Below are 23,255 nucleotides of genomic sequence, written 5' to 3'. Positions count from 1 at the left end.
CCACAAGGAGGCTCACCGTGCAAGGCGTACCGGAACAGTTTACTGATGAGAGAGACAGCGCGCGCTTTCGCCATCTGGCGCAGTTGCCGGGTCTGGAGCTATATCACGCGCATATTGCTGACTACGCCTTTGAGCCTCACACGCATGAAGCCTTCGGTATCGGCACCATTGAAACCGGCGCCGAACGCTTCCGTTACCGCGGAACCCAACACTTAGCCGCTGAAAAATCGGTCGTGACCATGAACCCGGACGAGATCCACACCGGCGAATCCGCCACCGAAGGCGGCTGGCGCTACCGGATGGTCTATATCGAACCCGACCTGCTGGAAGAAGTCACCGGCCTGCGCCACTGGTGGTTTAGCGACGTGACCCGCCACGACCCGCTGCGCTCGCAGCAAATTGGCCAGCTGATTTACGGCCTTTGGCATACGAACGATGCGCTGGCACAAAAAGGGTTGCTGCTGGATCTGATTGAGACGTTCCAGCCGCTGGCCCGTCACGCGCCGGTAGCCCGGGAGGGCGCGCACCGCTTCGAGCGCGTTCGCGACTATCTGCACGACAACTATATGCGCGCCCTTACGCTGGACGAACTGGCGAACGTTGTGTCGCTCAGTCCGTACCATTTCCAGCGCCAGTTTAAGGCCCATTTTCACGTCACCCCACACCAGATGCTGATGGCCATCCGGCTGTGGCGCGCCAAAGCATTCCTCACCCACGGCATGCCTGCCGCCGAGGTGGCCGCCGCAACGGGGCTGACCGATCAGTCTCACCTGACCCGCGCCTTTACCCGCCGCTACGGCATTACGCCCGTGCGTTACCAGAAGCAGGTTTCGCCGCGCTAATGCGCAACCTCATACAATACGCGTGCATCTGTGCCTCCTACACTGGCTACAACATGTATTACTGTGGACGAAAAGATGATTAGCGGCGTGTTGTATGCCCTGCTTGCAGGGTTGATGTGGGGGCTGATTTTCGTCGGCCCGCTGATTGTGCCTGAGTACCCGGCAATATTGCAGTCAACCGGACGCTATCTGGCGCTGGGGCTTATTGCCGTGCCGCTGGCATGGCTGGGGCGTGCGCGTCTGCGCCAGCTGAGTTGCCAGGACTGGCTCACCGCGCTGTGGCTGACCATGATGGGTAATCTTATCTACTACGTCTGCCTGGCGAGCGCCATTCAGCGTACCGGTGCGCCGGTGTCGACCATGATTATCGGCACGCTGCCGGTGGTCATTCCGGTTTTCGCAAACCTGCTTTATAGCCAGCGTGACGGCAAACTGGCGTGGTCAAAAATGGTGCCTGCGCTGGTATGCATCGCCGTGGGGCTGGTGTGCGTGAATATTGCCGAGCTACGCCACGGCCTCGAAAACTTCAGCTTGTGGCGTTACGGTTCTGGGATCTTTCTGGCGGTTATTTCGGTTGTCTGCTGGGCCTGGTATGCCCTGCGCAACGCACGCTGGCTGCGGGAAAACCCGGATAAACATCCGATGATGTGGGCGACGGCGCAGGCGCTGGTCACGCTTCCTGTCTCGTTGCTGGGCTATGTGGGTGCATGTATCTGGCTGGGTAGCCAGCATCCGGATTTCGCCCTGCCCTTCGGACCGCGCCCGTGGGTATTCGTCGGGTTAATGGTCGCCATTGCCGTGCTCTGTTCGTGGGTTGGCGCGCTGTGCTGGAACATTGCCAGCCAGAAGCTGCCGACGGTGATACTGGGGCCGCTGATTGTCTTTGAAACGCTGGCCGGGCTGCTCTATACCTTCCTGATGCGCCAGAGCGTGCCGCCGCTGCTAACGGCCTGCGGGATCGCGCTGCTGGTCGTTGGGGTGGTGATTGCGGTGAGAGCGAAGCCGGAAAAACCGATGGTCGTTCCGGCGTCGGAGGGGTGAGCTTTTCGCCCAGCGGCGCTTAGCTTGCAGGGCCTACAAAACCGTAGGCCGGATAAGCGTCAGCGCCACCCGGCACAGTATCAGAACGTTTCCCAGTTCGCTTCAGACGCCGCTACGGGCTGCGCTTTAGGTGCATAGGTCTTTACCGGCGCGGCTTTCACCGCCTGGTTACGGGTGATCTTAAACACCGCCACCGCGTCGTTCAGGCGCGCGGCCTGATCTTCCAGCGCCGCCGCCGCCGCCGCAGACTCCTCCACCAGCGAGGCGTTCTGCTGGGTAACGCGATCCATCTCCGCCACCGCCTGGCCCACCTGGTCGATACCGCGGCTCTGTTCGTCGGAGGCCGACGCAATCTCACCCATGATGTCAGTCACGCGCGTAACTGCATTAACGATCTCTGCCATCGTCGCGCCCGCTTCATTTACCAGCTGAGAGCCCGCGTTAACGCGCTCGCCGGAATCATCGATCAGGGCTTTGATCTCTTTCGCCGCCTGAGCGCTGCGCTGGGCAAGGGTACGCACCTCACCCGCGACAACCGCGAAGCCACGCCCCTGCTCGCCCGCACGCGCCGCTTCTACCGCCGCGTTCAGCGCCAGAATATTGGTCTGGAAGGCAATGCCATCGATTACATTGGTAATTTGCGCAATTTTGCTGGAACTGGTGGCGATTTCGTCCATGGTGCGCACCACGCCTTCTACCACGTTTCCGCCCTTCTTCGCGGTGGAGGAGGCGTCCAGCGCCAGACGCGACGCCTGACGCGCGTTATCGGCGTTTTGCTTCACGGTGGCGGTTAACTGTTCCATGCTGGCTGCCGTCTCTTCCAGAGAAGCGGCCTGCTGCTCTGTGCGAGACGAGAGATCGTTGCTGCCCGCCGAGATTTCACCCGCGCCGGTGTAGATGGTATCTGCGCCTTCACGCACTACGCCCACCGTGTTGGCCAGCGCAGTCTGCATCTCCTGAACGTTGCGCGCCAGGATCGCCATTTCATTTTTACCCTCAGCCTGAATCGGCTGGGTTAAATCCCCTGCCGCAATGGCGCGGATATGGCTGATCACCTCTTCCAGCGGCAGCAGCAGCACGCGGCGCATCGCAATCCAGCTGGAAATAATCACCGCGATCACCAGCAGCATCACCGCAGAGAGGATCCACAGAATGCGTTTGTAGTCGCTTTCATTGTCTTTGATGCCTTTGTCGGTGAGCGCGGCCTGCGCCTCGCGCCATTCGCGATAGACCTTTTGCATCGCGGTCTGCTTCTGTTCGGCATTTTGTTTGAACATATCTTCCAGATTGCCCTGCCCCAGCAGAACGTTCATTTGCGTCAGCGTGGCGGAGTAGATGCGGTAGTGCTCTTCCAGCCTGTCGGCCAGGTGCTCGTCCATACCCGGCGTTTCCGGCAGCGCGTAATATTTATCGTAATGTGTCTGGGCATCAGCCAGCAGGTTTTTCGCGGTATTGACCAGCTCGTTCAGCTGCCCGCCATTAATCTGCGACGCCATGCTGCTTTGCAGACGCAGCATGCCGCGGTTAAGGGTGACACGCGCCTGATTCAGGCTGATCCAGGCGTCGGTAAACTCCGCGACGTTCTGGCTGGAAAGCTGAGAAACGGTGAAGTTCTCTTTGTCGTTATTGAGCGCATTAATGAAAATGCCAGCGGAGATCAGTTGCATGATGCCGAGCACAAGCAGCACCGAAATCAAAAGAGTAATGACTTTTATACGTTTAAACATGCGTTGCCTTTTTTATATACAGGTATTGTCTGACCTGTATCTATCGGCACGCGCGGCAGGTTGTTTACTGTTTCTCCACCTTTAAAAACTTTCGAAAGCCCTTTTCTGCATTCAATCAGCAAGTTAAAAGCACGATTTTTTTGTGATCCCCTTCTCATTTTTACCCTTGCCTCTAAAGGGTTATAGTATCCACATAAAGATGCATTTAAAATGCATCTTATATTCCTGATGATGAGGTAACTGCTATGGCCTTCCGCGACCAACCCTTAGGCGAGCTGGCGCTCTCCATCCCTCGCGCTTCAACGCTGTTCCGTAAATACGATATGGATTACTGCTGCGGCGGTAAGCAAACGCTGGCGCGCGCAGCGTCGCGTAAAGAGCTGGATGTAGAAGCTATCGAAGCGGAGCTGGCTAAGCTGGCAGAACAGCCTGTCGACAAAGACTGGCGCACCGCGCCGCTGGCTGAAATCATCGACCATATCATTGTGCGTTACCACGACCGTCACCGCGAACAGCTGCCGGAGCTGATTTTACAGGCCACCAAAGTTGAGCGCGTTCACGCCGATAAACCTTCCGTACCGCGCGGCCTGGCGAAATACCTGACCATGCTGCACGAAGAACTATCCAGCCACATGATGAAAGAGGAGCAGATCCTCTTCCCGATGATCAAACAGGGCATGGGCAGCCAGGCAATGGGGCCAATCAGCGTGATGGAAAGCGAACATGATGACGCCGGCGAACTGCTGGAAGTGATCAAACACACCACCCACAATGTCACACCGCCACCAGAGGCGTGCACCACCTGGAAAGCGATGTACAACGGCATCAACGAGATGATCGACGATCTGATGGAACACATCAGTCTTGAGAATAACGTTCTGTTCCCGCGTGCATTATCGGGTAGATAAAAAAGCCCGGTGGCGCTAGCGCTTACCGGGCCTACAACGTCCTCGAACGTAGGCCGGGTAAGCGTCAGCGCCACCCGGCAACATGCTTAACGCATGCCTGCCATCCGTTTCTTACCGATAAACAGCCAGCCCAGCCCCAGCGCGATAAACCACAGCGGCGTGACGATGAGCGCCTGACGGGTATCTTCTTCCAGCGTCAGTAGCACCAGCACGAAGACGAAGAACGCCATGCACACCCAGCACATCAGCTTGCCCAGTGGCATCTTGTAGATCGACTTCTCATGCAGATGTGGACGCTGTTTGCGGTACACCAGGTATGAGCAGAGGATGATGGTCCAGACGAACATAAACAGGATCGCCGACACCGTGGTGATCATGGTGAACGCGCCGATTACGCTCGGGTTAACGTAGAGCATCACCACACCGCCCAGCAGACAGATGCAGGAGAAGGTCAGCCCTTTCGCCGGTACCGCACGTTTAGACAGTTTGGCGAACGCGCTCGGGGCAACGCCCTCCTGCGCCAGACCAAACAGCATACGGCTGGTGGAGAAGACGCCGCTGTTCGCGGAAGAGGCCGCAGAGGTCAGCACCACGAAGTTAATCAGGCTCGCGGCAGCAGGCAGCCCCACCAGAACGAACAGCTCGACGAACGGGCTCTTGGTTGGCACTACTGAGCTCCATGGCGTCACGGACATAATGATGATCAGCGCGAACACGTAGAACATGATGATACGCAGCGGAATGGAGTTGATCGCGCGCGGCAGGGATTTCTCCGGATCTTTAGTTTCCGCCGCCGTGGTCCCCACCAGCTCAATCCCGACAAACGCGAACACCGCAATCTGGAAACCGGCGAAGAAGCCGCTGATGCCTTTCGGGAACCAGCCGCCATCATTCCACAGATGGGCAAACGAGGCCTGAACGCCAGTTGGCGACTGGAAGTGCGTCAGCACCATTACCAGCCCGACGACAATCAGCGCGATGATGGCGACGATTTTGATCATCGCGAACCAGAACTCCATCTCACCGAACATTTTAACGGTCGCGAGGTTGAGGCTCAGCAGCAGGACAATCACCGCCAGCGAGGCCACCCAGTCCGACAGGCCGGGGAACCAGAATTGGGCGTAGGCCGTAATAGCGACAACATCCGCCATGCCGGTAACCACCCAGCAGAACCAGTAGGTCCAGCCGGTAAAATAGCCCGCCCACGGGCCGAGCAGGTCTGACGCGAAGTCGCTGAAGGATTTGTATTCGAGGTTCGAGAGCAGCAATTCACCCATTGCACGCATCACGAAAAAGAGCATAAAACCGATGATCATATAAACGAAGATGATCGACGGGCCTGCAAGACTGATAGTTTTGCCCGAGCCCATAAATAGCCCTGTGCCGATGGCGCCGCCAATGGCAATAAGCTGAATGTGACGGTTCGTGAGATTTCGCCGTAGCGACTGTTCAGACGTCGCCTCTTCTGCGGCGGCGACTTTGACCTGATCTACCATGTGATATTTTCCTGTTTATGCCTGTCTGTGTTGTTAAGGCTCTTCTGGCCTTTAAATACGCCAAAAAAATGACGTTCCCTTTGTAAGGGCTTATCGATAGTAGGTAAGAATCGGCGGGATGAATACTATGATTTGAATATTATGTTAATAATATGTTGAAAGTGAGTGTCATATCACTCATACAGCGCGAAACAGCTCACAAAAATACACGTAACAGTTTCGTTTGCAATACAAAATGTTGATTCCGTCGTAACTCCAGGTTTTATCGCTATTTTCCTCTCCCCGATCGGAGAGAGGAAAATAAGAAAAACCGATTACAGGATTTCCAGCAGCTCGACTTCAAACACCAGGGTGCTGAATGGCGGAATGGACGCGCCAGCGCCACGCTCGCCGTATGCCAGGTTGTGCGGGATAGTCAGTTCCCATTTTGAACCTACTGGCATCAGGGTCAGGGCTTCGATCCAGCCTGCAATCACGCCGTTGACCGGGAATTCAGCCGGTTCGCCACGCGCGACGGAGCTGTCGAACACGGTGCCGTCGATCAGCTTACCGGTGTAGTGTACGCGAACGTGGTCGGTACGCGCCGGGATTGCGCCATCACCCTGATTGATTACGCGGAACTGCAAGCCGGACTCGGTGCTGTTCACGCCTTCACGCTCACGGTTCTCTTCCAGATATTTCACGCCTTCTGCCGCCATCTCTTCGAAACGCGCGCGACGTACAGTGTCAGCACGTTCGTGGATTTCACGCAGCGCACGGTGCACAACGTCAACCGGCACAGCGGGCTGCTTGCCTTCCAGCGCGTCAGCGATACCCGCCACCAGCGCTTCCGGTAACAGACCTTCCAGGCCGGATTCGCTCAGCTGCTGTCCTACCTGCAAGCCGATGCCGTAGCTTGCCTGCGCTTCGATAGTGTCAAAAGTCGGGGTGGTCATGGGTTTTCCTTCCATCACATTTAAAGTAGCGGGCAGCATATCAGCCATGCCCTTATGGGTAAAACTTTGTCTTAAGTAAAGGTGACAAACTGCGACGAAACGGAAACAATAGTAGCCGTCAGGATTTTCCCTAATATATGTCACGAAAGCTGGCTTTGTTACGCCCATCAGGCAGTTAGCAAACTACACTTCTCAGGACAGGATAAAAAGACGCGGAGCAGGAGGAGAGCCATGCCCGGGCGATTTGAACTGAAACCTACCCTGGCGAAAATCTGGCATGCGCCGGATAACTTTCGCATCATGGACCCGCTGCCGCCTTTGCACCGCAGAGGCATTATCATCGGCGCGTTGCTGATGGTCATCGGTTTCCTGCTTCCTTCCGGCAGTGACAACGTTGATACCGGGCCGGTAAGCCGCAATGCTGAGCTGGATATCCAGTCGCAAAGCCAGCCGCAGCCTGATTCACAGCCGATGCAGACGCAACTGGTCACACCGTCTAACGATCCGGGCCAGGTTGCGCCGGTTGAACCTGAACCTGTTCAGGAAGATCAGGAGCAGGCCGCCGCCCCTTCAGAGCCACAGGCGCAACAGCCCACCGGCATTGAGCAGCAGTGGCGTTCGTATCGCGTAGAGCCAGGGAAAACCCTTGCTCAGCTGTTCCGCGACCACAATCTGCCGGCAACGGATGTGTATGCCATGGCGCAAGTCGAGGGGGCTGGCAAGCCGCTCAGCAACCTGCAAAATGGTCAGATGGTGCAGATCCGCCAGAATGCCAGTGGGGTGGTGACCGGGTTAACGATCGATACCGGAAACGGGCAGCAGGTACTGTTTACCCGCCAGCCGGACGGCAGTTTTATCAGAGCACGTTAATAGCCCAGGCCGGGTAAGGCGAAGCCGCCCCCCGGCACTTTTGTTCTCAGGCACGACGTTTATTCACCCACCAGATCCCCGAGCAGACCAGCACCAGCGCAATCGCGTATTTGATGTCCAGAATGTCTTCGCCGAGGAATATGGCGGAGAGCACCGTTCCTGCTACAGGTATGACAAAGTTGAACGGGGCAATCATACTCACGCGGTTCACTTTCAGCAGCGCGCTCCACAGGGCGAACGCCACGGATGAGAGCAGCGTCAGATACCCCAGCACGGCGACGGCCTTCATGCTGTGCACCTCCAGCGCCCCGCCCGTGGCATAGCCTCCCACAACCAGTGCCGCCCCGCCTATCGCCAGCTGCCATCCCGTCATCACCGTCGGGTCAACGGTCTGGGAAATGCGTTTCCCGTAAAGCGTGGCCGCAGAGAGAATAAAGGCCGCCAGCACCACAAATCCGTCACCTTGCCAGACAAACTGGAAATCACTTAACCCGCCGTGGAAGTTCACCAGCATCACGCCGGTAAAGCCCAGAACACAGCCCAGCGTTTTGTTATAGCTGAGTTTGTCGTTGTGGTAGATAAAGTGCGCCAGCAGCACGCTGAAGAAGGTCCCGGTGGCATTCATGATCGAACCGTTCACCCCGGTGGTGTAAGCAAGGCCGATATAAAAGAAGGTGTACTGGATGGTGGTCTGGGTCAGCCCGAGGATCGTGAGCTGACCAAACTGCGTGGGTGTGAGCCTGCCAATCGGTTTACGTTGGGCCAGGGCAAAGAGCAGCAGCAACGCACCGGCAAACAGAAAACGGTATCCAGCAAAGACGACTTTGGACGGAATATCATCGGTCGCGATCTGGAAGAGTTCGTAGCCGCTTTTAATGGCCGGGTATGAGCTTCCCCAAAGCAGACAGCAGAGCGTGGCGCAGGCATAGGCCACATTTCGACGGGCAAAGACGGGCGTGGGCAGAGCGGTATCCATGACAAATCTCATAAATAAAATTGCGTTTCAATTTATTATCAGAGAATGCATCAGGAATAGCGACCTTACAATCGCAAAACATGACGTAGGGTCACGCTAAAAAGCAAAACGCCGGCACAAGGCCGGCGCTTCGACGTGAGCAGAGTAAAAAATTACTCAGCTACTACGTTAACAACCAGTTTAGCGAACACTTCGCTGTGAACCTGGAAGTCAACTTCGTGCTCACCAGTGGTACGCAGAACGCCGTTCGGCATGCGAACTTCGCTCTTAGCCACTTTAACGCCTGCTGCAGTGACTGCATCAGCGATATCGCGGGTACCGATGGAACCGAACAGTTTACCTTCGTCGCCAGCTTTAGACGCGATGGTAACGGTGCCCAGTGCGTTGATTGCTTCAGCGCGAGCGTTAGCAGCCGCCAGAACGTCAGCCAGTTTGGCTTCCAGTTCAGCACGACGTGCTTCGAAAAACTCTACGTTTTTCTTAGTAGCTGGAACAGCTTTACCCTGTGGTACCAGGAAGTTACGAGCGTAACCCGCTTTAACGTTTACCTGATCACCCAGGCTGCCCAGGTTTGCTACTTTATCAAGCAGAATAACTTGCATTACCTTATCCTCTTAAAGTCGTATTAATGGACCGTGCCCGATTACTGATGACGATCAGTGTACGGCAGCAGAGACAGGTAGCGAGCGCGTTTGATAGCGCGAGCCAGCTGACGCTGATATTTTGCACGAGTACCGGTGATACGGCTTGGGACAATCTTACCGCTTTCGGTGATGTAGTTTTTCAGCGTTGCGATATCTTTATAGTCGATCTCTTGAACGCCTTCCGCGGTGAAACGGCAGAACTTGCGACGACGGAAATAACGTGCCATTTGGCTAGTCTCCAGTATCTATCAAATCAATCTGCTCGGCATGCAGAACCATTTTGCTCAGGCCGTTCTTTGCCTTGTGGCAAGAGATGAACCCCTGAACGATTACTGCACTACCGACCGTTAAACTGTGAGTAATGGCCTGGTTTTCGTGTCCGCTAATGATAACGGGCATTTGGCACCACGCCTGCCGGTGAAACCCGGCTTCCTCTTGCACAGAACGATGCTCAAGCACGAACTGGCAATGCGGAATTCCTGATGGGCTGACCTTTCGAAGGGGGGTCCTGCACACGGTGCCGGACAACACCAGACGGTTGGTCATCAGAAATTACTCTTCAGAATCCCCAGCATCAGAATCATCTGCGGTTTCGTTTGCGAAATCATCGCGACGCTCACGGCGCTCGTCTTTCGCTTTAACCATCGGAGATGCTTCGGTCACTGCGTGTTTGGTACGCATAACCATGCTGCGGATAACGGCATCGTTGAAGCGGAAGGTAGTTTCCAGCTCATCAATCACTTCCTGCGGCGCTTCAACGTTCATCAGAACGTAGTGAGCTTTGTGCAGTTTGTTGATTGGGTAAGCCAGCTGACGGCGGCCCCAGTCTTCCAGACGGTGGATCGTGCCTTCTGCACCAGTGATGGCAGCAGAGTAACGCTCGATCATACCCGGAACCTGTTCGCTCTGGTCAGGATGGACCATAAAAACGATTTCGTAATGACGCATCGAATTGCTCCTTACGGATTATTCAGCCTCCTGTCTGGGTCAGCCGAGGCCCGGGGAGGCAAGGAACGTGTTAAAGGTCGGCTGAAAAATTGACGCGTCATAATACTTGCGCGCCCCGCTAAACACAAGGTGATTGCACAAATAATTCGCACAAAGGGTAAAGCTGTTCTAAGTGGGTGATTTAAAATCTCACTTATCAGAAACGCTGTTTTTTTGAACAACACCATCAGAAATGGTCACCCATCGCAACCCGAGTAGCGATTACACTTTAATCAGAAGCCTTAAGCAGAGAAGGAGAGCATTACCCCATATCACAGCACGCAGTCGTGGAGCGCATATCATGAAAAGAATCGCATTCGCCATTTTGGCTGCGCTTTTGCTCAGTGCAAACGCGATGGCAGCCATCAAGATAGACAGCCGACAGGCCAGAAACATGGATGATGTGCAGAGCTTAGGCGTTATTTACATCAATCATAACTTCGCCACTGAAAGTGAAGCAGATCAGGCGCTTAATGAAGAAACCGATGCGCAGGGCGCAAAATACTATCACGTCATACTGACACGTGAGCCCGGCAGCAACGGCAATATGCGCGCCAGTGCAGATATTTACCAGTAACGCTTTATCGCCAGCACCAGGAAAGCCAACGAAAATCATAGCTATATATGATTGCCCCCTGCCGGGGGCTTTTTTTATGAATGGCTCCGGAATACCACCGGTTACAACTGTTTCGGTATTCCAGAGCACTTATTCACTTCTGCCCGTAATAAGCATTCGGGCCGTGCTTACGCATGAAATGCTTGTTCATCAGATAATCATCAATGCCCTGAAGCTGTGGGTTAATGCCGCGCGCAATCCACGCCATTCGAGCCACCTCTTCCATCACCACCGCGTTATGCACGGCGTCATGCGCATCTTTACCCCAGGAGAATGGACCATGCTGGTACACCACAATACCCGGCGTATGCAGTGGTTCCGTCTCACCCAGCGTTTCGATAATGACCCTGCCGGTGTTAAGTTCGTACTCGCCTTCGACCTCAGCCTGCGTTAACGCCCGCGTGCAGGGAATATCGCCGAAGAAGTAGTCCGCGTGCGTCGTACCCAAAGCAGGGATCGCCAGCCCGGCCTGTGCCCAGGCGGTGGCGTGCGTGGAATGGGTATGCACAACACCACCCAGGGACGGGTAACGCTGGTACAGCGCCAGATGGGTTGCCGTATCTGAAGAAGGACGCCATTTGCCTTCAACAACGTGTCCTTCCAGGTCAACCACCACCATATCGTCCACTTTCATGGCGTCATAGGCCACGCCGCTCGGCTTAATCACCACCAGCCCCCGATCGCGCTCGATGGCGCTTACGTTGCCCCAGGTAAACGTCACCAGTCCATAGCGCGGGAGATCCATATTGGCCTCAAAGACCTGCTGTTTCAGCTTAAGCATGTTCCGCCTCCAGTAAGCCTGCCCGCGCCATGCGCTCGCGCACCCAGTCCCGGGCTTTCGCCACTTCTGCCGCCGGGTCGTCCGCGGTTTCGCTCCACATCTCAATCAGGTAAGGTCCGCAATAACCTGTCTGTTTGAGCGTCTGGAAGCACCGTTCGAAATCCACCACCCCGGTGCCGAACGGTACGTTTTTAAACACGCCGGGACGGGTATCTTTTACGTGCACCGCCACGATATGCCCGATGCCCGCCTGAAGCTCCATCTGTACGTCGTTATCCCATGCCGACAGGTTGCCGATATCCGGATAAAGCTGGAACCACGGATTGTTCAGATAGTGCGCGTAGCCCAGCGCCTTGCTGATGGAGTTCATCAATGGATAATCCATGATCTCCATCGCCAGCGTCACCTGCGCACGGCTTGCCATCTCAACGCTCTCTTTCAGGCCGTCACGGAAACGACGGCGCGTCTCATCGTTGGCTTCCTGATAGTAAACATCGTAACCCGCCAGTTGGATCACGCGGATGCCAACATCCTGTGCAAAGCGAATGGCTTTACGCATGATCTCCAGCCCTTCGGCGCGTAAAGCATCATCTTCGCTGCCAAGCGGAAAACGACGGTGAGCGCTCAGGCACATGGATGGCACGCGCACGCCGGTTTCGGCAATGGCGCTCACCAGCGCCAGACGCTGGTCGCGGCGCCAGTCCAGGCGAGAAAGACGCTCGTCCGTCTCATCCACCGACATTTCGACAAAATCGAAACCCAGCTGCTTCGCCAGCTGTAACCGCTCCAGCCAGCACTCCCCCGCAGGGAGTGCCTTTTCATAGATGCCAAGCGGGACCTGTTTTGACAACATACCCGCTCCTTAACCCCAAAGCTGAGCGATTGAGCGTTTGAACTGACGCGCCGCTTCCACCGGAGACGCAGCATCACGAATGCTACGACCGGCAATAAAGACGTGAATCGGGATACCCTGGAACAGCGGCAGATCCTCCAGCGCCAGGCCACCGGTGACGGTCACTTTGAAGCCCATATCGGCCAGACGTTTGATCGCGCTGATATCGGCTTCGCCCCACGCCACGCCTGCGGCCTGCGCATCACGGCTACGGTGATAAACCACCTGCTGGATACCCGCTTCGCGCCACTCCTGCGCCTGCTCCCAGGTCCAGAAACCAGTCAGTTCAATCTGCACGTCGCCGTTGAACTCTTTCGCCACGTCCAGCGCGCCTTTCGCAGTGTTGATATCTGCACAGCAGATCACGGTGACCCAGTCGGCGTTGGCTTCAAAGCACATGCGAGAGAGAATTTTGCCCGCATCGGCAATTTTGGCATCCGCCAGCACGATTTTATGCGGATAGAGCGCCTTCAGGTCACGAACCGCACGAACGCCTTCGCCCACGCACAGAATGGTGCCGACTTCGATGATGTCCACCTCTTCCGCAATCAGACGGGTGGTTTCGTAAGCGTGAGACAGCGTCTGGTTATCCAGCGCGACCTGCAACATTGGTAATGACATTTTCAATTCCTCTTAAACGGCCGCCGCAGTGGCGTTATCAATTAAATCCAGCACGTCCTGCGCGGTACGGCAGGCACGTAAACGGTCAAAATTAGCTTCGTCATCAAACAGGTTAACGATCTGCATGATGCCCACCTCCTGGTGGGTGTTGGCATCGACAGCTGCCATGGTGATCAGAATGTCGACCGGGTCGTTATCTTCGTGGTTGAACACCAGCGGGGTTTTCAGCGTCACCAGCGCAAAACCGGTTTTCTTGACACCCTCTTCCGGGCGGCCATGCGGCATTGCCAGTCCTGGGGCAATCACAAAATAGGGGCCGTGCTGCGCCACGCCATCCAGGATGGCCTGGTAATAACGCGGCTCGACAACGTCCGCCTTAACCAGCAGGTCCACGCTCAGCTTCACCGCTTCCTGCCAGGTACTGGCTTCGGCCTGTAAAAGGATGGAGTTATTCTCAGCCAGCGAATCACGTAGTTTCATGTGGCATCCTTACTTCACGTCTTGTGGGAAGTGCTCTTTGATCACTTCCAGCAGTTTTGGCCCAAAATCCGCAGGCGACAGCATGTTGCGCACGCCTACCACGTATTTGTTGCCCGACACGCTAATCTCGCCGGCAATGTGCGTTGAAGCGATGATGATGTCCGCGCCGTTCAGTTCACTTTTGTATTCACCCACTGCGCAGCTGTTCACCGTGTGGTCAATGTTTGACTGGGTTAAAAACTGGTCCACTTTCATTTTCATGATCATGGAGCTTCCTTGCCCATTGCCACACACAGCCAGGATACGTACGGTCATAATCGAAACTCCTTAGTGAGCAGAAACTTCTGCTGTTTGTTTTTCCGCATCTTCTTCAGCTCGCAGCGAACGGCCAGCGAAGAACATATAAGTCAGTGCAATCAGGATGATGACGGCCATAAAGACCAGCCCGACGGACGCAAAGCCCTGCATCATCGGCGGCGCCAGAATTGACCAGTCCGCCATGCCCATCCAGGCGCTCATGCCGGTGAGCTTGACCGCCCACACGCACCCGAAGATTTCAACCATGCCCATCACCAGGCAGATCTTGAGCGCGGCGCGCCATCCGCCGAAGTGGTTAGCAAACACGCCGATAGTGGCGTTGGAGAAGAACATCGGGATAAAGCCAGGAATAATCAGGATTGAGGAGCCACAGCCCACCAGGATGCCGACCGCAATCAGCTGGCCGATGGTGCCCCACATAAAGCCCCAGACGACGGCGTTTGGCGCAAAGCTATAGATAGCCGCACAGTCAATCGCCAGCACCGCGCCAGGGATCAGGCGCTGAGAGATACCGTTGAACGCTTCCGACAGCTCGGCGACGAACATACGCACGCCCTGAGTGATGATGAAAATGGCCACGGCAAAGGAGAAACCGGTTTGCAGGATATAGACCGTCCAGTGGGTTTTACCCGCCATCGCCTGCACCACGTCAATGCCAAAGGAGAGCAGGATGGCACCGAAGAAAAGGGTCATCACAATCGCCGTGGAGACGATGTTGTCGTGGAAGATATTCAACCAGCCAGGCAATTTGAGGTCTTCAACACTCTCCTCTTTTTTACCCAGGTACGGTGCAACTTTGTACGCAATCCAGGAGGCGAACTGCTGCTGGTGACCGATGGAGAAGCCGCAGCCGTCAGTAACGTCCTGCGTTGGCTTATACATCATGTTGGAGGTGATGCCCCAGTAAAGCGAGACCAGCACTGCCGTGCAGATGACCGTGGTCCACATTGGGTAGCCGAAGATATAGAGAGAAACGGCAATCAGCCCCGCCTGCTGGAACATGATGTGCCCGGTGAGCATGATGGTGCGAATACCGGTGATGCGACGCAGGAGCACGTAAATGATGTTCAGCGCCAGCGCGAGCAGTACCGCATACCCAACCCAGCTGTACGCATCCCCCATGCGATCGATGGTGGCCATCATGGACGCGTAAGTGTCAGAGATGGCGCCGTTAATGCCATATACCTCAGACATTTTGGCAACGACCGGCTTAAACGTGCTGGTCAGAATGCCAGACCCCGCCTGCAACAGCATAAAACCAATGATGGTTTTGATGGTGCCTTTGATAATCACGCTGACGCTTTTGCGCAGCAGGATGTACCCCAGGCACGTCACGATACCCAGCAACAGCGGGGCGTTGGTCATTACCTGATTAAAGAAAACGGTAAAGACGTTGTAGAGGATCTCCATAACTCTCTCCAGAAAATGAGAACACGAGGGGCAATCCCTGTGTGGTTGGCGTCATCACTCTATTAATCACAAATAATCACCACAAGATTGCATTTGATTATTTGTGACGGATCACGCAATTTATTTCCATGGAGTTAGTAATGATTTTCACTACCGATCCAGAAAGATAAATAAATTCTTAATTTTCAATATATTAATTATATGTAGCGGTTATCTTAACAACGACGAAGTGTATTTTCTGTGATGTGGCGAGGGGAATTTTCCGCAAATCAGCCATTGCAAATCGATTCAAACAGTGCCAGCATTAATCACAACAAGTCACAGCATGATTACTTTTGATTAAAACCAGGAGTCAAACGATGAGTAAAGTGAAAACCATCACCCGTGAATCATGGATTTTGAGTACCTTTCCGGAGTGGGGTAGCTGGCTGAACGAAGAGATCGAGCAGGAACAGGTTGCTCCTGGCACATTTGCGATGTGGTGGCTTGGATGCACCGGGATCTGGCTGAAATCAGAAGGCGGCGCCAACATTTGTGTTGATTTCTGGTGCGGCACCGGCAAACAGAGCCACGGCAATCCACTGATGAAAAAAGGCCACCAGATGCAGCGTATGGCCGGCGTTGAAAAGCTCCAGCCGAACCTGCGCACCACGCCTTTTGTGCTTGATCCTTTCGCCATTCGCCAGATCGACGCCGTTCTTTCTACCCACGATCACAACGATCATATCGACGTGAACGTGGCGGCAGCGGTAATGCAAAACTGCGCGGACGACGTACCCTTTATCGGGCCGCAGACCTGCGTGGATTTGTGGATTGGCTGGGGCGTGCCAAAAGAGCGCTGCATTGTGATGAAGCCGGGCGACGTGGTGAAAATCAAAGACGTTGAAATTCACGCGCTGGATGCCTTTGATCGCACCGCGCTGATCACCCTGCCTGCCGACCAGAAAGCCGCAGGCGTACTGCCAGACGGGATGGACGAGCGCGCAGTGAACTACCTGTTCAAAACGCCTGGCGGTTCCCTGTATCACAGCGGTGACTCTCACTACTCCAACTACTACGCGAAGCACGGTAACGAGCACCAGATTGACGTGGCGCTTGGCTCTTACGGTGAAAACCCGCGCGGGATTACCGACAAAATGACCAGCGCGGACATGCTGCGCATGGCCGAAGCGCTGAACACCAAAGTGGTGATCCCCTTCCACCACGATATCTGGTCAAACTTCCAGGCCGATCCGCAAGAGATCCGCGTCCTGTGGGAGATGAAAAAAGACCGACTCAAGTATGGTTTCAAGCCGTTCATCTGGCAGGTTGGCGGCAAGTTCACCTGGCCGCTGGATAAAGACAATCTCGAGTACCACTACCCGCGTGGTTTTGATGATTGCTTCACCATTGAGCCAGACCTGCCGTTCAAGTCCTTCCTCTGATTGTGCAGCCAATCGCCAGACACCGTGTCTGGCGATGTCATATTTAATTTAGTAATTTCATGCTATTTCAAATATCATCTTTTCAAATCAATTCTTTTCGGAATAGCTCATGACGGAAGCGCAACGGCATCAAATTTTACTGGAACTCCTGGCGCAAACAGGGTTTATCACCGTCGAGAAAGTGATCGAACGTTTAGGGATCTCCCCTGCTACCGCGCGGCGGGACATTAACAAGCTGGATGAAAGCGGCAAGCTGAAAAAAGTCCGCAACGGCGCAGAGGCCATCAGCCAGCAGCGTCCACGCTGGACGCCGATGAATATTCACCAGGCGCAGAATCACGATGAAAAGGTGCGGATTGCCAGAGCGGCATCACAGCTGGTGAATCCCGGTGAGAGCGTGGTGATCAACTGCGGTTCGACAGCGTTTTTACTGGGCCGTGAGATGTGCGGCAAGCCGGTGCAAATCATTACCAACTATCTGCCGCTGGCCAACTATCTCATTGACCAGGAACATGAAAGCGTGGTGATCATGGGCGGTCAGTATAACAAGAGCCAGTCCATAACCCTGAGCCCGCAGGACAGTGAAAACAGCCTCTACGCCGGGCACTGGATGTTTACCAGCGGCAAAGGCCTGACGGCGGATGGCCTGTATAAAACCGATATGCTCACCGCAATGGCAGAGCAGAACATGCTCAACGTGGTGGGTAAACTGGTGGTGCTGGTCGACAGCAGCAAGGTCGGTGAACGCGCCGGCATGCTTTTCAGCCGCGCCGAGCAAATCAGCATGGTGATCACCGGCAAAAACGCCAACCCCGAGATCCTCAGCAAGCTCGAGGATCAGGGTGTCACGGTGCTGCGCGTTTAAAGGTGCTGACGGAAAAACTCCACGGTGGCTTCCAGCGCAGCCGGAGTAATACGGTGCCGGACACCGGCACCCCACAGGCAGGTCAGATTGCTGTCCAGCCCTTCACGCTGTAGCGCCTGTTGCAGACGGAACGTTTCACCGGGCGGTACGACATCGTCGGCATCCCCATGCCACAGCAGCAGGGGACGATCGGCCAGCTGCGAAAGCGCATGGCTGACGTCCCATTCAGACAACAGGGCTTCAATCTCCTGAGGTGCCTGCGGCGGGAACAGCGTCTTTGCCAGTGACATAAAGTAGCCCGATCCCATCAGGCAAGCCACGGACGTCACCTCCGGATGCCTGGCCATGAGCCCCAGCGCCGTCATTCCGCCCATTGATGCGCCTGCGACTGCCAGCCGTTTCCCCTCCACCAGCCCGGCCTGTAAAAGCGCGTCACGCAGCCCGGCGAACTCGGTCAGATTGCCGTGCAGCGTTTGCCAGAACAGCCCCAGCCGCGCCTGTTCATCGCCCGTAAAGCGTGCCCCATGATTCGGCGCATCAGGCATGACCACCCGGAAACCGGCCTGCGCCAGCGCGACGGCAAAATAGCTGTAGACCAGCTTTGAGGAGAGAAAGCCATGATAGAAAACTACCGTCGGCAGCGGCTGTTCACCTTTACCAGCCGGAAAAGCATGGATGATTTCATGCTCACTAAGCAGGCGAGTTTCAATTTCAATCATTGTCGATCCTGTGCTGATGAATGATTCATAATGTTGAGAGCTGGATTACGGTTTCACGATATTTTCATTCGAAATCTACGTCCCAGATAACACTTCGGGAACATTCCCCCAAAACTAAATTCGCAGACCACTACACTATGGCTATCAGGAAAAGAGACAGGTTTATGCGCAGGCTTACCGCTTTATTGCTGGTCTCACTGCTCAGCGGATGTTCCGTATTGCAGGGTACGCCAGAACCGGCACCGCCGGTTACCGATCATCCTCAGGAGATTCGTCGTAATCAGACGGAAGGATTACAACGCCTGGGAACCGTATCCGCGATGGTTCGCGGTTCACCGGATGATGCAGAAGACGCAATTGAAGCACAGGCCGTTGCCGCAAAAGCAGATTATTACGTCATCACGATGATTGATGAAACCATTATTACGGGACAGTGGTATGCACAAGGCATTTTGTACCGTAAGTGAGCATCATCATTTGAACGACCTTTACACTGCTTTGCGTCCGTAGACATTTTCCTGTCCACAATAAACTCCATGCCAGCAACAATGGAAATGAGTTTATTCGCGAAGGATTGCCCGGCGGATACCGGAGACACGTGAAAAGGAGCTGACGATGAAACGAACCCTTGCTTTAACGACGCTATTGCTTTCAGCGGGCCTGCTGAGCACCACGGCGCAGTCGGCTGAATTTGCCAGCGCGGATTGCGTCACGGGCCTGAATGAGATTGGTCAGATCTCCGTCAATAATATCACGGGGAGTCCGCAAGACGTTGAACGTGTCGTCGCCCTGAAGGCCGATGAACAGGGCGCATCCTGGTATCGTATCGTCCAGATGCAGGAAGATCACCATGTTAATCACTGGCGCGTGCAGGCCATTCTTTATGCATAATCCCCTCCGATAAAAGCCACTTAATTTTAGTGGCTTTTCACTTTTGCAAATTTTTTATCTCTCCCGAAACTCAATAAAAACAAATGCGTAACATTCAGTTACATTAAACAGATAAACGTTCTCTCCGCTCTGCCGTTGAACAGCCATCACTTTTCAATAATGAGCAATATATGATCACCTTTTTCCGCCGGGCAGGACTGGGCACGAAGCTATCGCTGCTAACAGGTGTAAGTGTCGCTACGCTTTTTTTGCTGTTCACTTTCCTGTTGAGCCACAACGCCAGCCAGCAGCTTGAAGATCTTGCGGTTGAAGACCTGCATAACCAGTCCACCGGCATGGTGGATATGGTAGAGATGTTCAACACCAGCCTGAGCGAAGAGGTTGAAAGCTATACCCGTCTGTTCACCACCTTTTTGCCACAGCCATTGAACAGCGACAGCAGCCAGAGCCGGACCATAAACGGGCTTACCGTTCCTTTACTGAAAGGCGGCGAAACGGAGCTGCATGAAAACAATACGCTTTCTGATGACTTCCTGAGCCGAACGGGAGCCATCTCGACGCTGTTTGTCCGCAGCGGTAACGATTTTGTCCGCGTGGCGACGTCGCTGCGCAAAGAGAATGGCGACCGCGCCATCGGAACCGTTCTTGATACCACCAGCCCGGCATTTGCCGCCGTCACTAAAGGGGAGGTCTATCGTGGCCTCGCGCTGCTGTTCGGCAAGCGCTATATCACGCAGTACCAGCCTGTTAAGAATGCGGAAGGCCAGGTTATCGGGATTATCTTTGTCGGCGTGGACATCACCCATTCGTGGAACGTCATGCGCGAGAAAATCCTTAACCGTCGTCTGGGCGAGAGCGGTCACTTCTTTGTACTGGATCGCAGTAGCGGCAAAACGCGCGGACAGTATCTGTTCCATGCCAGCGAAGAGGGCAAACTGCCTAACTGGGACACGGCGACACAGCAGCAGCTTCTGAGTGATAAAGCCGGCACGCTGGAACGCGTGAGCGCGGATGGCCGTACGCTCAAAGTTGCCTACACGCCGCTGCCGGGCTGGAACTGGACCATCGTGGGTGAAGTGGATAAAGCCGTACTGCTTTCAAGCGTCACCACACTGCGCGATCGCTTCCTGATGGCGGGCGTGGTGCTATCCGCTCTCTTCGCGGGCCTGTTCGTTATCCTCATTCGCCGGATGCTAACCCGCCCACTGCGCGAGGTGATCGCGCTTGCCCGGCAGTATGCCGCAGGCGATCTGCGCGCCAGCCTGCCGGTTACCCGCCAGGATGAAGTCGGCCAGCTGATTGACGCCATCAACGGGATCGGGGAAGGCCTGCAAAAAATTGTGTTGCAGGTCCGCGAGGCCGCAAGCGAGATCCATCTGGGGACTAACGCGCTGGCTTCAGACACCGGCGAGATATCTGAACAGATCAACAAGCAGGCCAGCAGCGTTGAGGAGACCTCCGCCAGCATGGAGCAATTAGCCGCCACCGTGCAGCAAAATGCCGCCAACATGGAGCAAACGCAGCAGCTGGTGGGTGAAACCTCGCGCGCGGTGCATCAGGGTGGAGAGACGGTGACCCACGCAGTCTCCACCATGGATGATATTCGCGATGCATCGAAACGCATTGAAGACATCACCCGCGTGATTGAGTCCATCGCTTTCCAGACCAATATCCTGGCGCTCAATGCGGCGGTTGAAGCGGCGCGGGCGGGCGAGCACGGGAAAGGTTTCGCAGTGGTGGCGCAAGAGGTACGCGCCCTGGCCGCACGCAGCGCCAACGCGGTAAAAGAGATTGAACAGCTGATTGGGGATACGCTGAACAAGGTGAGCGAAGGCCATGCGCTGTCTGAGCAGACGCGTCTGGCGATGGATGCCATCATTGTTCATATCGATAACATCAGCCAGCTTGTCACTGAGATCAACCACGCCTCCCGCGAGCAGTCGGCGGGAATTGGCCAGGTGAATCTGGCGATGACGCACATCGGTGAGGCATCGCACATCAATGCCGATCGCATCTCACGCAGCGAGCAGACGGCACAGACGCTGCGCGAGAAGGGTTCACATCTCACCCGGCTGGTGAGCCTGTTCCAGCTGAAGGCTTAACCGACCCGGCCCGTGGCGCGCAGCAGCAGGTCGTTTTGCACCTGCTCGCTCATCAGCGTGCCGCCCCGGGTATCCAGCATCATGCGGCACCACGCCTGCGCCACGGGCGGCGATGCGTGCCGCAGTATTTGACTTCCGGCCCCGAGTAAAAAGAGCTGCTGCGCGATCTCCCTGCCCTGCGCTTCCTGCGGTTTCCGCAGCTTCTGCTGTAGCTGCCGCCAGCTGCGATCGAAGTGCCTGTCCTGACCTTTGACCTGCGCGAAATCATCGGCGAGCAGGTCGAGAATGCCCGGCTGCTTCGCCAGCACGCGCAGTACATCAAGGCACATAATATTGCCAGAGCCTTCCCAGATGCTGTTGACGGGCATTTCACGGTACAACCGCGGAAGCTCACTCTCTTCGCAATAGCCTGCACCGCCCAGCACCTCCATTGCCTCTGCCACAAACGGTATACCCGCTTTGCAGACGCTGTATTTTGCCGCCGGAGTGAAAAGCCGCGCCCATGCGGCTTCCTGCGGGTCGTTGCGGTTGTCCCACGCCCGGGCGAGTCGGAACAGCAGTGCCGTGTGTCCCTCCAGCACCAGCGCCATACGGCTTAGCACGTCGCGCATTAACGGCTGGTCGATCAGATTTTTGCCGAAGGTCTGCCGCTGATGGGCATGATAAAGCGCCACCGAGAGCGCACGGCGCATCAGTCCGTGACTGCCCAGCGCGCAGTCAAAGCGCGTCAGCCCGCCCATCTTCAGAATTTGCCGGACGCCTTCCCCCTCTTCGCCCAGCAGCCAGCCGGAAGCATCAAGAAATTCAGCCTCACTGCTGGCATTTGAGCGGTTGCCGAGCTTGTCCTTCAGACGCTCAAGGCGCACGGCATTACGTTGCCCGTCGGGTAAGAAACGCGGGACAAAAAAGCAGGACAACCCGCCCTTCGCCTGCGCCAGCACCAGATGCGCATCGCTCTGCGGCACGGAGAAAAACCATTTGTGCCCCACCAGCCGGTAACTGCCATCGCTGCATTTCTCTGCTTTGGTAGTATTACTGAGTACGTCCGAACCGCCCTGCTTTTCCGTCATCCCCATGCCGATCAGCAGGCCGCGCTTTTGCGCCCCCGGCGCAAGATGGGGGTCGTAGCGATCGCTCATCAGCGGCGTTAACCACTCATGAAACGGTTTGGGCAGCGACCGTTGCAACAGCGGCGTGGCCGCAAAGGTCATGGTCACCGGGCAAAGCGTTCCCGCCTCCACCTGAGCATGAAGTACGAAACGCGCGGCCCTGGCGACGAACGATCCTTTCCGCGCCTCCTCCTCCCACGCCAGGTTGTGCACCCGGTTGGCGCAAAGCCCCTGCATCAGAAGATGCCATGCCGGATGAAAGCGGACGTCATCCAGCCTCGCTCCCGTGGCGTCATAACGCAGCAGCTCCGGCGGATTAACGTTCGCCAGTCTGCCCAGCTCCAGCGACTCTGCCGTACCCAACTGCTGGCCGATGCTGGCAAGAAGATCCACATCCCACTCAGCCCCTTCGCGCGCTACCGCATCGCGCAGGGCGCAATCAGAGAGAAAAAGGTTGCTGTTCGATAGCGGTGTGGGTTGATTAAAAACGGTATGTGTCTGCCAGTGCATGCTGTCTCCCTCCTTTCATTGGCAATAAAGGTAAGTATGGACAGAGGGCATGCACGCTGCATGGGAGAGGGGTCACACGATGACGATCGTG

Annotated in this window: 26 protein-coding genes; 10 read left to right on the top strand and 16 right to left on the bottom strand. The window is 55.7% G+C overall.

Features of this window, described 5'->3' with window-relative positions; all coding sequences use genetic code 11:
• The first annotated feature begins 17 nt into the window (after window positions 1-17).
• On the top strand, window positions 18-842 hold the full coding sequence (locus L3069_RS02275; protein WP_032621407.1) for an AraC family transcriptional regulator: 825 nt from the start codon (window positions 18-20) through the stop codon (window positions 840-842).
• 75 nt (window positions 843-917) lie between these two features.
• On the top strand, window positions 918-1,883 hold the full coding sequence (locus L3069_RS02270) for a DMT family transporter (protein ID WP_032625208.1): 966 nt from the start codon (window positions 918-920) through the stop codon (window positions 1,881-1,883).
• Window positions 1,884-1,963: 80 nt separating this feature from the next.
• Here the strand turns inward: L3069_RS02270 and L3069_RS02265 are convergent, their stop codons facing one another.
• Window positions 1,964-3,610, bottom strand: a complete 1,647-nt coding sequence (locus tag L3069_RS02265; RefSeq protein ID WP_023299149.1) for a methyl-accepting chemotaxis protein — start codon at window positions 3,608-3,610, stop codon at window positions 1,964-1,966.
• A gap of 245 nt (window positions 3,611-3,855) precedes the next feature.
• Between L3069_RS02265 and ytfE the strand changes: the two genes are divergently transcribed.
• On the top strand, window positions 3,856-4,518 hold the full coding sequence (gene ytfE, locus L3069_RS02260; RefSeq protein ID WP_038415156.1) for an iron-sulfur cluster repair protein YtfE: 663 nt from the start codon (window positions 3,856-3,858) through the stop codon (window positions 4,516-4,518).
• An 86-nt stretch (window positions 4,519-4,604) separates the two neighbouring features.
• On the opposite strand, the gene cycA is transcribed toward ytfE, so the two are convergent.
• Entirely contained in the window at window positions 4,605-6,014 is a 1,410-nt protein-coding gene (gene cycA / locus L3069_RS02255) for a D-serine/D-alanine/glycine transporter (protein WP_022646840.1), read from the bottom strand.
• A 314-nt stretch (window positions 6,015-6,328) separates the two neighbouring features.
• Window positions 6,329-6,949: an FKBP-type peptidyl-prolyl cis-trans isomerase gene (gene fklB / locus L3069_RS02250; protein WP_022646839.1), complete on the bottom strand. Its 621-nt coding sequence runs from the start codon at window positions 6,947-6,949 to the stop codon at window positions 6,329-6,331.
• 231 nt (window positions 6,950-7,180) lie between these two features.
• Between fklB and L3069_RS02245 the strand changes: the two genes are divergently transcribed.
• Complete coding sequence (locus tag L3069_RS02245; protein WP_032625204.1) at window positions 7,181-7,819, top strand: OapA family protein; 639 nt, start codon at window positions 7,181-7,183, stop codon at window positions 7,817-7,819.
• Between the two features lie 46 nt (window positions 7,820-7,865).
• On the opposite strand, the gene L3069_RS02240 is transcribed toward L3069_RS02245, so the two are convergent.
• The 5 genes from L3069_RS02240 to rpsF form a co-directional block, all read right to left on the bottom strand.
• The gene (locus L3069_RS02240) at window positions 7,866-8,795 is read right to left on the bottom strand and encodes a DMT family transporter (RefSeq protein ID WP_038415152.1); all 930 of its coding nucleotides are present in this window, start codon (window positions 8,793-8,795) and stop codon (window positions 7,866-7,868) included.
• Window positions 8,796-8,947: 152 nt separating this feature from the next.
• Window positions 8,948-9,397, bottom strand: coding sequence for a 50S ribosomal protein L9 (gene rplI / locus L3069_RS02235; RefSeq protein WP_006810372.1), 450 nt, complete (start codon window positions 9,395-9,397; stop codon window positions 8,948-8,950).
• Window positions 9,398-9,438: 41 nt separating this feature from the next.
• Entirely contained in the window at window positions 9,439-9,666 is a 228-nt protein-coding gene (gene rpsR / locus L3069_RS02230) for a 30S ribosomal protein S18 (RefSeq protein ID WP_000135199.1), read from the bottom strand.
• 4 nt (window positions 9,667-9,670) lie between these two features.
• Window positions 9,671-9,985, bottom strand: coding sequence for a primosomal replication protein N (gene priB, locus L3069_RS02225; RefSeq protein ID WP_022646836.1), 315 nt, complete (start codon window positions 9,983-9,985; stop codon window positions 9,671-9,673).
• Window positions 9,986-9,991: 6 nt separating this feature from the next.
• The gene (gene rpsF, locus L3069_RS02220) at window positions 9,992-10,387 is read right to left on the bottom strand and encodes a 30S ribosomal protein S6 (RefSeq protein ID WP_003856034.1); all 396 of its coding nucleotides are present in this window, start codon (window positions 10,385-10,387) and stop codon (window positions 9,992-9,994) included.
• A gap of 340 nt (window positions 10,388-10,727) precedes the next feature.
• Between rpsF and yjfY the strand changes: the two genes are divergently transcribed.
• Window positions 10,728-11,003: a DUF1471 family protein YjfY gene (gene yjfY / locus L3069_RS02215; protein WP_023299144.1), complete on the top strand. Its 276-nt coding sequence runs from the start codon at window positions 10,728-10,730 to the stop codon at window positions 11,001-11,003.
• 133 nt (window positions 11,004-11,136) lie between these two features.
• Here yjfY and L3069_RS02210 read toward each other — a convergent pair whose 3' ends face one another.
• From L3069_RS02210 to ulaA, 6 genes are read right to left on the bottom strand one after another with little or no spacing between them, the layout of a single operon-like run.
• On the bottom strand, window positions 11,137-11,823 hold the full coding sequence (locus tag L3069_RS02210) for an L-ribulose-5-phosphate 4-epimerase (protein ID WP_038415148.1): 687 nt from the start codon (window positions 11,821-11,823) through the stop codon (window positions 11,137-11,139).
• Window positions 11,816-12,676 carry an L-ribulose-5-phosphate 3-epimerase gene (locus tag L3069_RS02205; protein WP_038415146.1) on the bottom strand — a complete coding sequence of 287 codons (861 nt, stop codon included), beginning with the start codon at window positions 12,674-12,676 and terminating at the stop codon, window positions 11,816-11,818. The genes L3069_RS02210 and L3069_RS02205 overlap by 8 nt, the downstream gene beginning before the upstream one ends.
• A gap of 9 nt (window positions 12,677-12,685) precedes the next feature.
• Window positions 12,686-13,336: a 3-keto-L-gulonate-6-phosphate decarboxylase UlaD gene (gene ulaD, locus L3069_RS02200; RefSeq protein ID WP_017694667.1), complete on the bottom strand. Its 651-nt coding sequence runs from the start codon at window positions 13,334-13,336 to the stop codon at window positions 12,686-12,688.
• 12 nt (window positions 13,337-13,348) lie between these two features.
• The gene (ulaC, locus tag L3069_RS02195; protein ID WP_003856024.1) at window positions 13,349-13,816 is read right to left on the bottom strand and encodes a PTS ascorbate transporter subunit IIA; all 468 of its coding nucleotides are present in this window, start codon (window positions 13,814-13,816) and stop codon (window positions 13,349-13,351) included.
• Between the two features lie 9 nt (window positions 13,817-13,825).
• The gene (ulaB, locus tag L3069_RS02190; RefSeq protein WP_003856022.1) at window positions 13,826-14,131 is read right to left on the bottom strand and encodes a PTS ascorbate transporter subunit IIB; all 306 of its coding nucleotides are present in this window, start codon (window positions 14,129-14,131) and stop codon (window positions 13,826-13,828) included.
• Between the two features lie 12 nt (window positions 14,132-14,143).
• Complete coding sequence (gene ulaA, locus L3069_RS02185) at window positions 14,144-15,544, bottom strand: PTS ascorbate transporter subunit IIC (RefSeq protein WP_022646831.1); 1,401 nt, start codon at window positions 15,542-15,544, stop codon at window positions 14,144-14,146.
• A 359-nt stretch (window positions 15,545-15,903) separates the two neighbouring features.
• Here ulaA and ulaG point away from each other — a divergent pair, with 359 nt between their 5' ends.
• Complete coding sequence (gene ulaG, locus L3069_RS02180) at window positions 15,904-16,968, top strand: L-ascorbate 6-phosphate lactonase (RefSeq protein ID WP_023299142.1); 1,065 nt, start codon at window positions 15,904-15,906, stop codon at window positions 16,966-16,968.
• Window positions 16,969-17,077: 109 nt separating this feature from the next.
• Complete coding sequence (gene ulaR / locus L3069_RS02175; protein ID WP_003856014.1) at window positions 17,078-17,833, top strand: HTH-type transcriptional regulator UlaR; 756 nt, start codon at window positions 17,078-17,080, stop codon at window positions 17,831-17,833.
• Here ulaR and yjfP read toward each other — a convergent pair.
• Entirely contained in the window at window positions 17,830-18,552 is a 723-nt protein-coding gene (yjfP, locus tag L3069_RS02170) for an esterase (protein WP_038415143.1), read from the bottom strand. The genes ulaR and yjfP overlap by 4 nt on opposite strands.
• A gap of 137 nt (window positions 18,553-18,689) precedes the next feature.
• Here yjfP and bsmA point away from each other — a divergent pair, with 137 nt between their 5' ends.
• From bsmA to L3069_RS02155, 3 genes are all read left to right on the top strand, one after another.
• Entirely contained in the window at window positions 18,690-19,019 is a 330-nt protein-coding gene (gene bsmA / locus L3069_RS02165; RefSeq protein ID WP_003856011.1) for a biofilm peroxide resistance protein BsmA, read from the top strand.
• 148 nt (window positions 19,020-19,167) lie between these two features.
• Window positions 19,168-19,443 carry a DUF1471 family protease activator YjfN gene (gene yjfN / locus L3069_RS02160; protein ID WP_003856009.1) on the top strand — a complete coding sequence of 92 codons (276 nt, stop codon included), beginning with the start codon at window positions 19,168-19,170 and terminating at the stop codon, window positions 19,441-19,443.
• 170 nt (window positions 19,444-19,613) lie between these two features.
• Window positions 19,614-21,545 (top strand): methyl-accepting chemotaxis protein, encoded by a 1,932-nt coding sequence (locus tag L3069_RS02155; RefSeq protein WP_023299139.1) that lies wholly within the window; start codon window positions 19,614-19,616, stop codon window positions 21,543-21,545.
• Here L3069_RS02155 and L3069_RS02150 read toward each other — a convergent pair.
• Window positions 21,542-23,164 (bottom strand): isovaleryl-CoA dehydrogenase, encoded by a 1,623-nt coding sequence (locus L3069_RS02150; protein ID WP_100167742.1) that lies wholly within the window; start codon window positions 23,162-23,164, stop codon window positions 21,542-21,544. The two genes, L3069_RS02155 and L3069_RS02150, sit on opposite strands and share 4 nt — an antisense overlap.
• Window positions 23,165-23,255 lie beyond the last annotated feature (91 nt).

The sequence above is a fragment of the Enterobacter cloacae complex sp. ECL411 genome, from assembly GCF_021869665.1.
Lineage (GTDB): Bacteria > Pseudomonadota > Gammaproteobacteria > Enterobacterales > Enterobacteriaceae > Enterobacter > Enterobacter intestinihominis.
The sequence above is the reverse complement of the archived record's forward strand: the minus strand, read 5'-3'. Positions and strand labels throughout refer to the sequence as shown.

Excerpts from the sequence above, each read along its gene's own strand:
- L3069_RS02155 (WP_023299139.1), top strand. The coding sequence starts at position 19,614 with ATGATCACCTTTTTCCGCCGGGCAGGACTGGGCACGAAGCTATCGCTG.
- L3069_RS02245 (WP_032625204.1), top strand. The coding sequence starts at position 7,181 with ATGCCCGGGCGATTTGAACTGAAACCTACCCTGGCGAAAATCTGGCAT.
- ulaG (WP_023299142.1), top strand. The coding sequence starts at position 15,904 with ATGAGTAAAGTGAAAACCATCACCCGTGAATCATGGATTTTGAGTACC.
- L3069_RS02270 (WP_032625208.1), top strand. The coding sequence starts at position 918 with ATGATTAGCGGCGTGTTGTATGCCCTGCTTGCAGGGTTGATGTGGGGG.
- ulaC (WP_003856024.1), bottom strand. The coding sequence starts at position 13,816 with ATGAAACTACGTGATTCGCTGGCTGAGAATAACTCCATCCTTTTACAG.
- bsmA (WP_003856011.1), top strand. The coding sequence starts at position 18,690 with ATGGCTATCAGGAAAAGAGACAGGTTTATGCGCAGGCTTACCGCTTTA.
- ulaA (WP_022646831.1), bottom strand. The coding sequence starts at position 15,544 with ATGGAGATCCTCTACAACGTCTTTACCGTTTTCTTTAATCAGGTAATG.
- rpsF (WP_003856034.1), bottom strand. The coding sequence starts at position 10,387 with ATGCGTCATTACGAAATCGTTTTTATGGTCCATCCTGACCAGAGCGAA.
- L3069_RS02210 (WP_038415148.1), bottom strand. The coding sequence starts at position 11,823 with ATGCTTAAGCTGAAACAGCAGGTCTTTGAGGCCAATATGGATCTCCCG.
- ytfE (WP_038415156.1), top strand. The coding sequence starts at position 3,856 with ATGGCCTTCCGCGACCAACCCTTAGGCGAGCTGGCGCTCTCCATCCCT.
- L3069_RS02240 (WP_038415152.1), bottom strand. The coding sequence starts at position 8,795 with ATGGATACCGCTCTGCCCACGCCCGTCTTTGCCCGTCGAAATGTGGCC.
- L3069_RS02205 (WP_038415146.1), bottom strand. The coding sequence starts at position 12,676 with ATGTTGTCAAAACAGGTCCCGCTTGGCATCTATGAAAAGGCACTCCCT.
- fklB (WP_022646839.1), bottom strand. The coding sequence starts at position 6,949 with ATGACCACCCCGACTTTTGACACTATCGAAGCGCAGGCAAGCTACGGC.
- priB (WP_022646836.1), bottom strand. The coding sequence starts at position 9,985 with ATGACCAACCGTCTGGTGTTGTCCGGCACCGTGTGCAGGACCCCCCTT.
- L3069_RS02265 (WP_023299149.1), bottom strand. The coding sequence starts at position 3,610 with ATGTTTAAACGTATAAAAGTCATTACTCTTTTGATTTCGGTGCTGCTT.
- cycA (WP_022646840.1), bottom strand. The coding sequence starts at position 6,014 with ATGGTAGATCAGGTCAAAGTCGCCGCCGCAGAAGAGGCGACGTCTGAA.
- yjfY (WP_023299144.1), top strand. The coding sequence starts at position 10,728 with ATGAAAAGAATCGCATTCGCCATTTTGGCTGCGCTTTTGCTCAGTGCA.
- ulaD (WP_017694667.1), bottom strand. The coding sequence starts at position 13,336 with ATGTCATTACCAATGTTGCAGGTCGCGCTGGATAACCAGACGCTGTCT.
- rplI (WP_006810372.1), bottom strand. The coding sequence starts at position 9,397 with ATGCAAGTTATTCTGCTTGATAAAGTAGCAAACCTGGGCAGCCTGGGT.
- rpsR (WP_000135199.1), bottom strand. The coding sequence starts at position 9,666 with ATGGCACGTTATTTCCGTCGTCGCAAGTTCTGCCGTTTCACCGCGGAA.
- yjfP (WP_038415143.1), bottom strand. The coding sequence starts at position 18,552 with ATGATTGAAATTGAAACTCGCCTGCTTAGTGAGCATGAAATCATCCAT.
- ulaB (WP_003856022.1), bottom strand. The coding sequence starts at position 14,131 with ATGACCGTACGTATCCTGGCTGTGTGTGGCAATGGGCAAGGAAGCTCC.
- ulaR (WP_003856014.1), top strand. The coding sequence starts at position 17,078 with ATGACGGAAGCGCAACGGCATCAAATTTTACTGGAACTCCTGGCGCAA.
- yjfN (WP_003856009.1), top strand. The coding sequence starts at position 19,168 with ATGAAACGAACCCTTGCTTTAACGACGCTATTGCTTTCAGCGGGCCTG.
- L3069_RS02150 (WP_100167742.1), bottom strand. The coding sequence starts at position 23,164 with ATGCACTGGCAGACACATACCGTTTTTAATCAACCCACACCGCTATCG.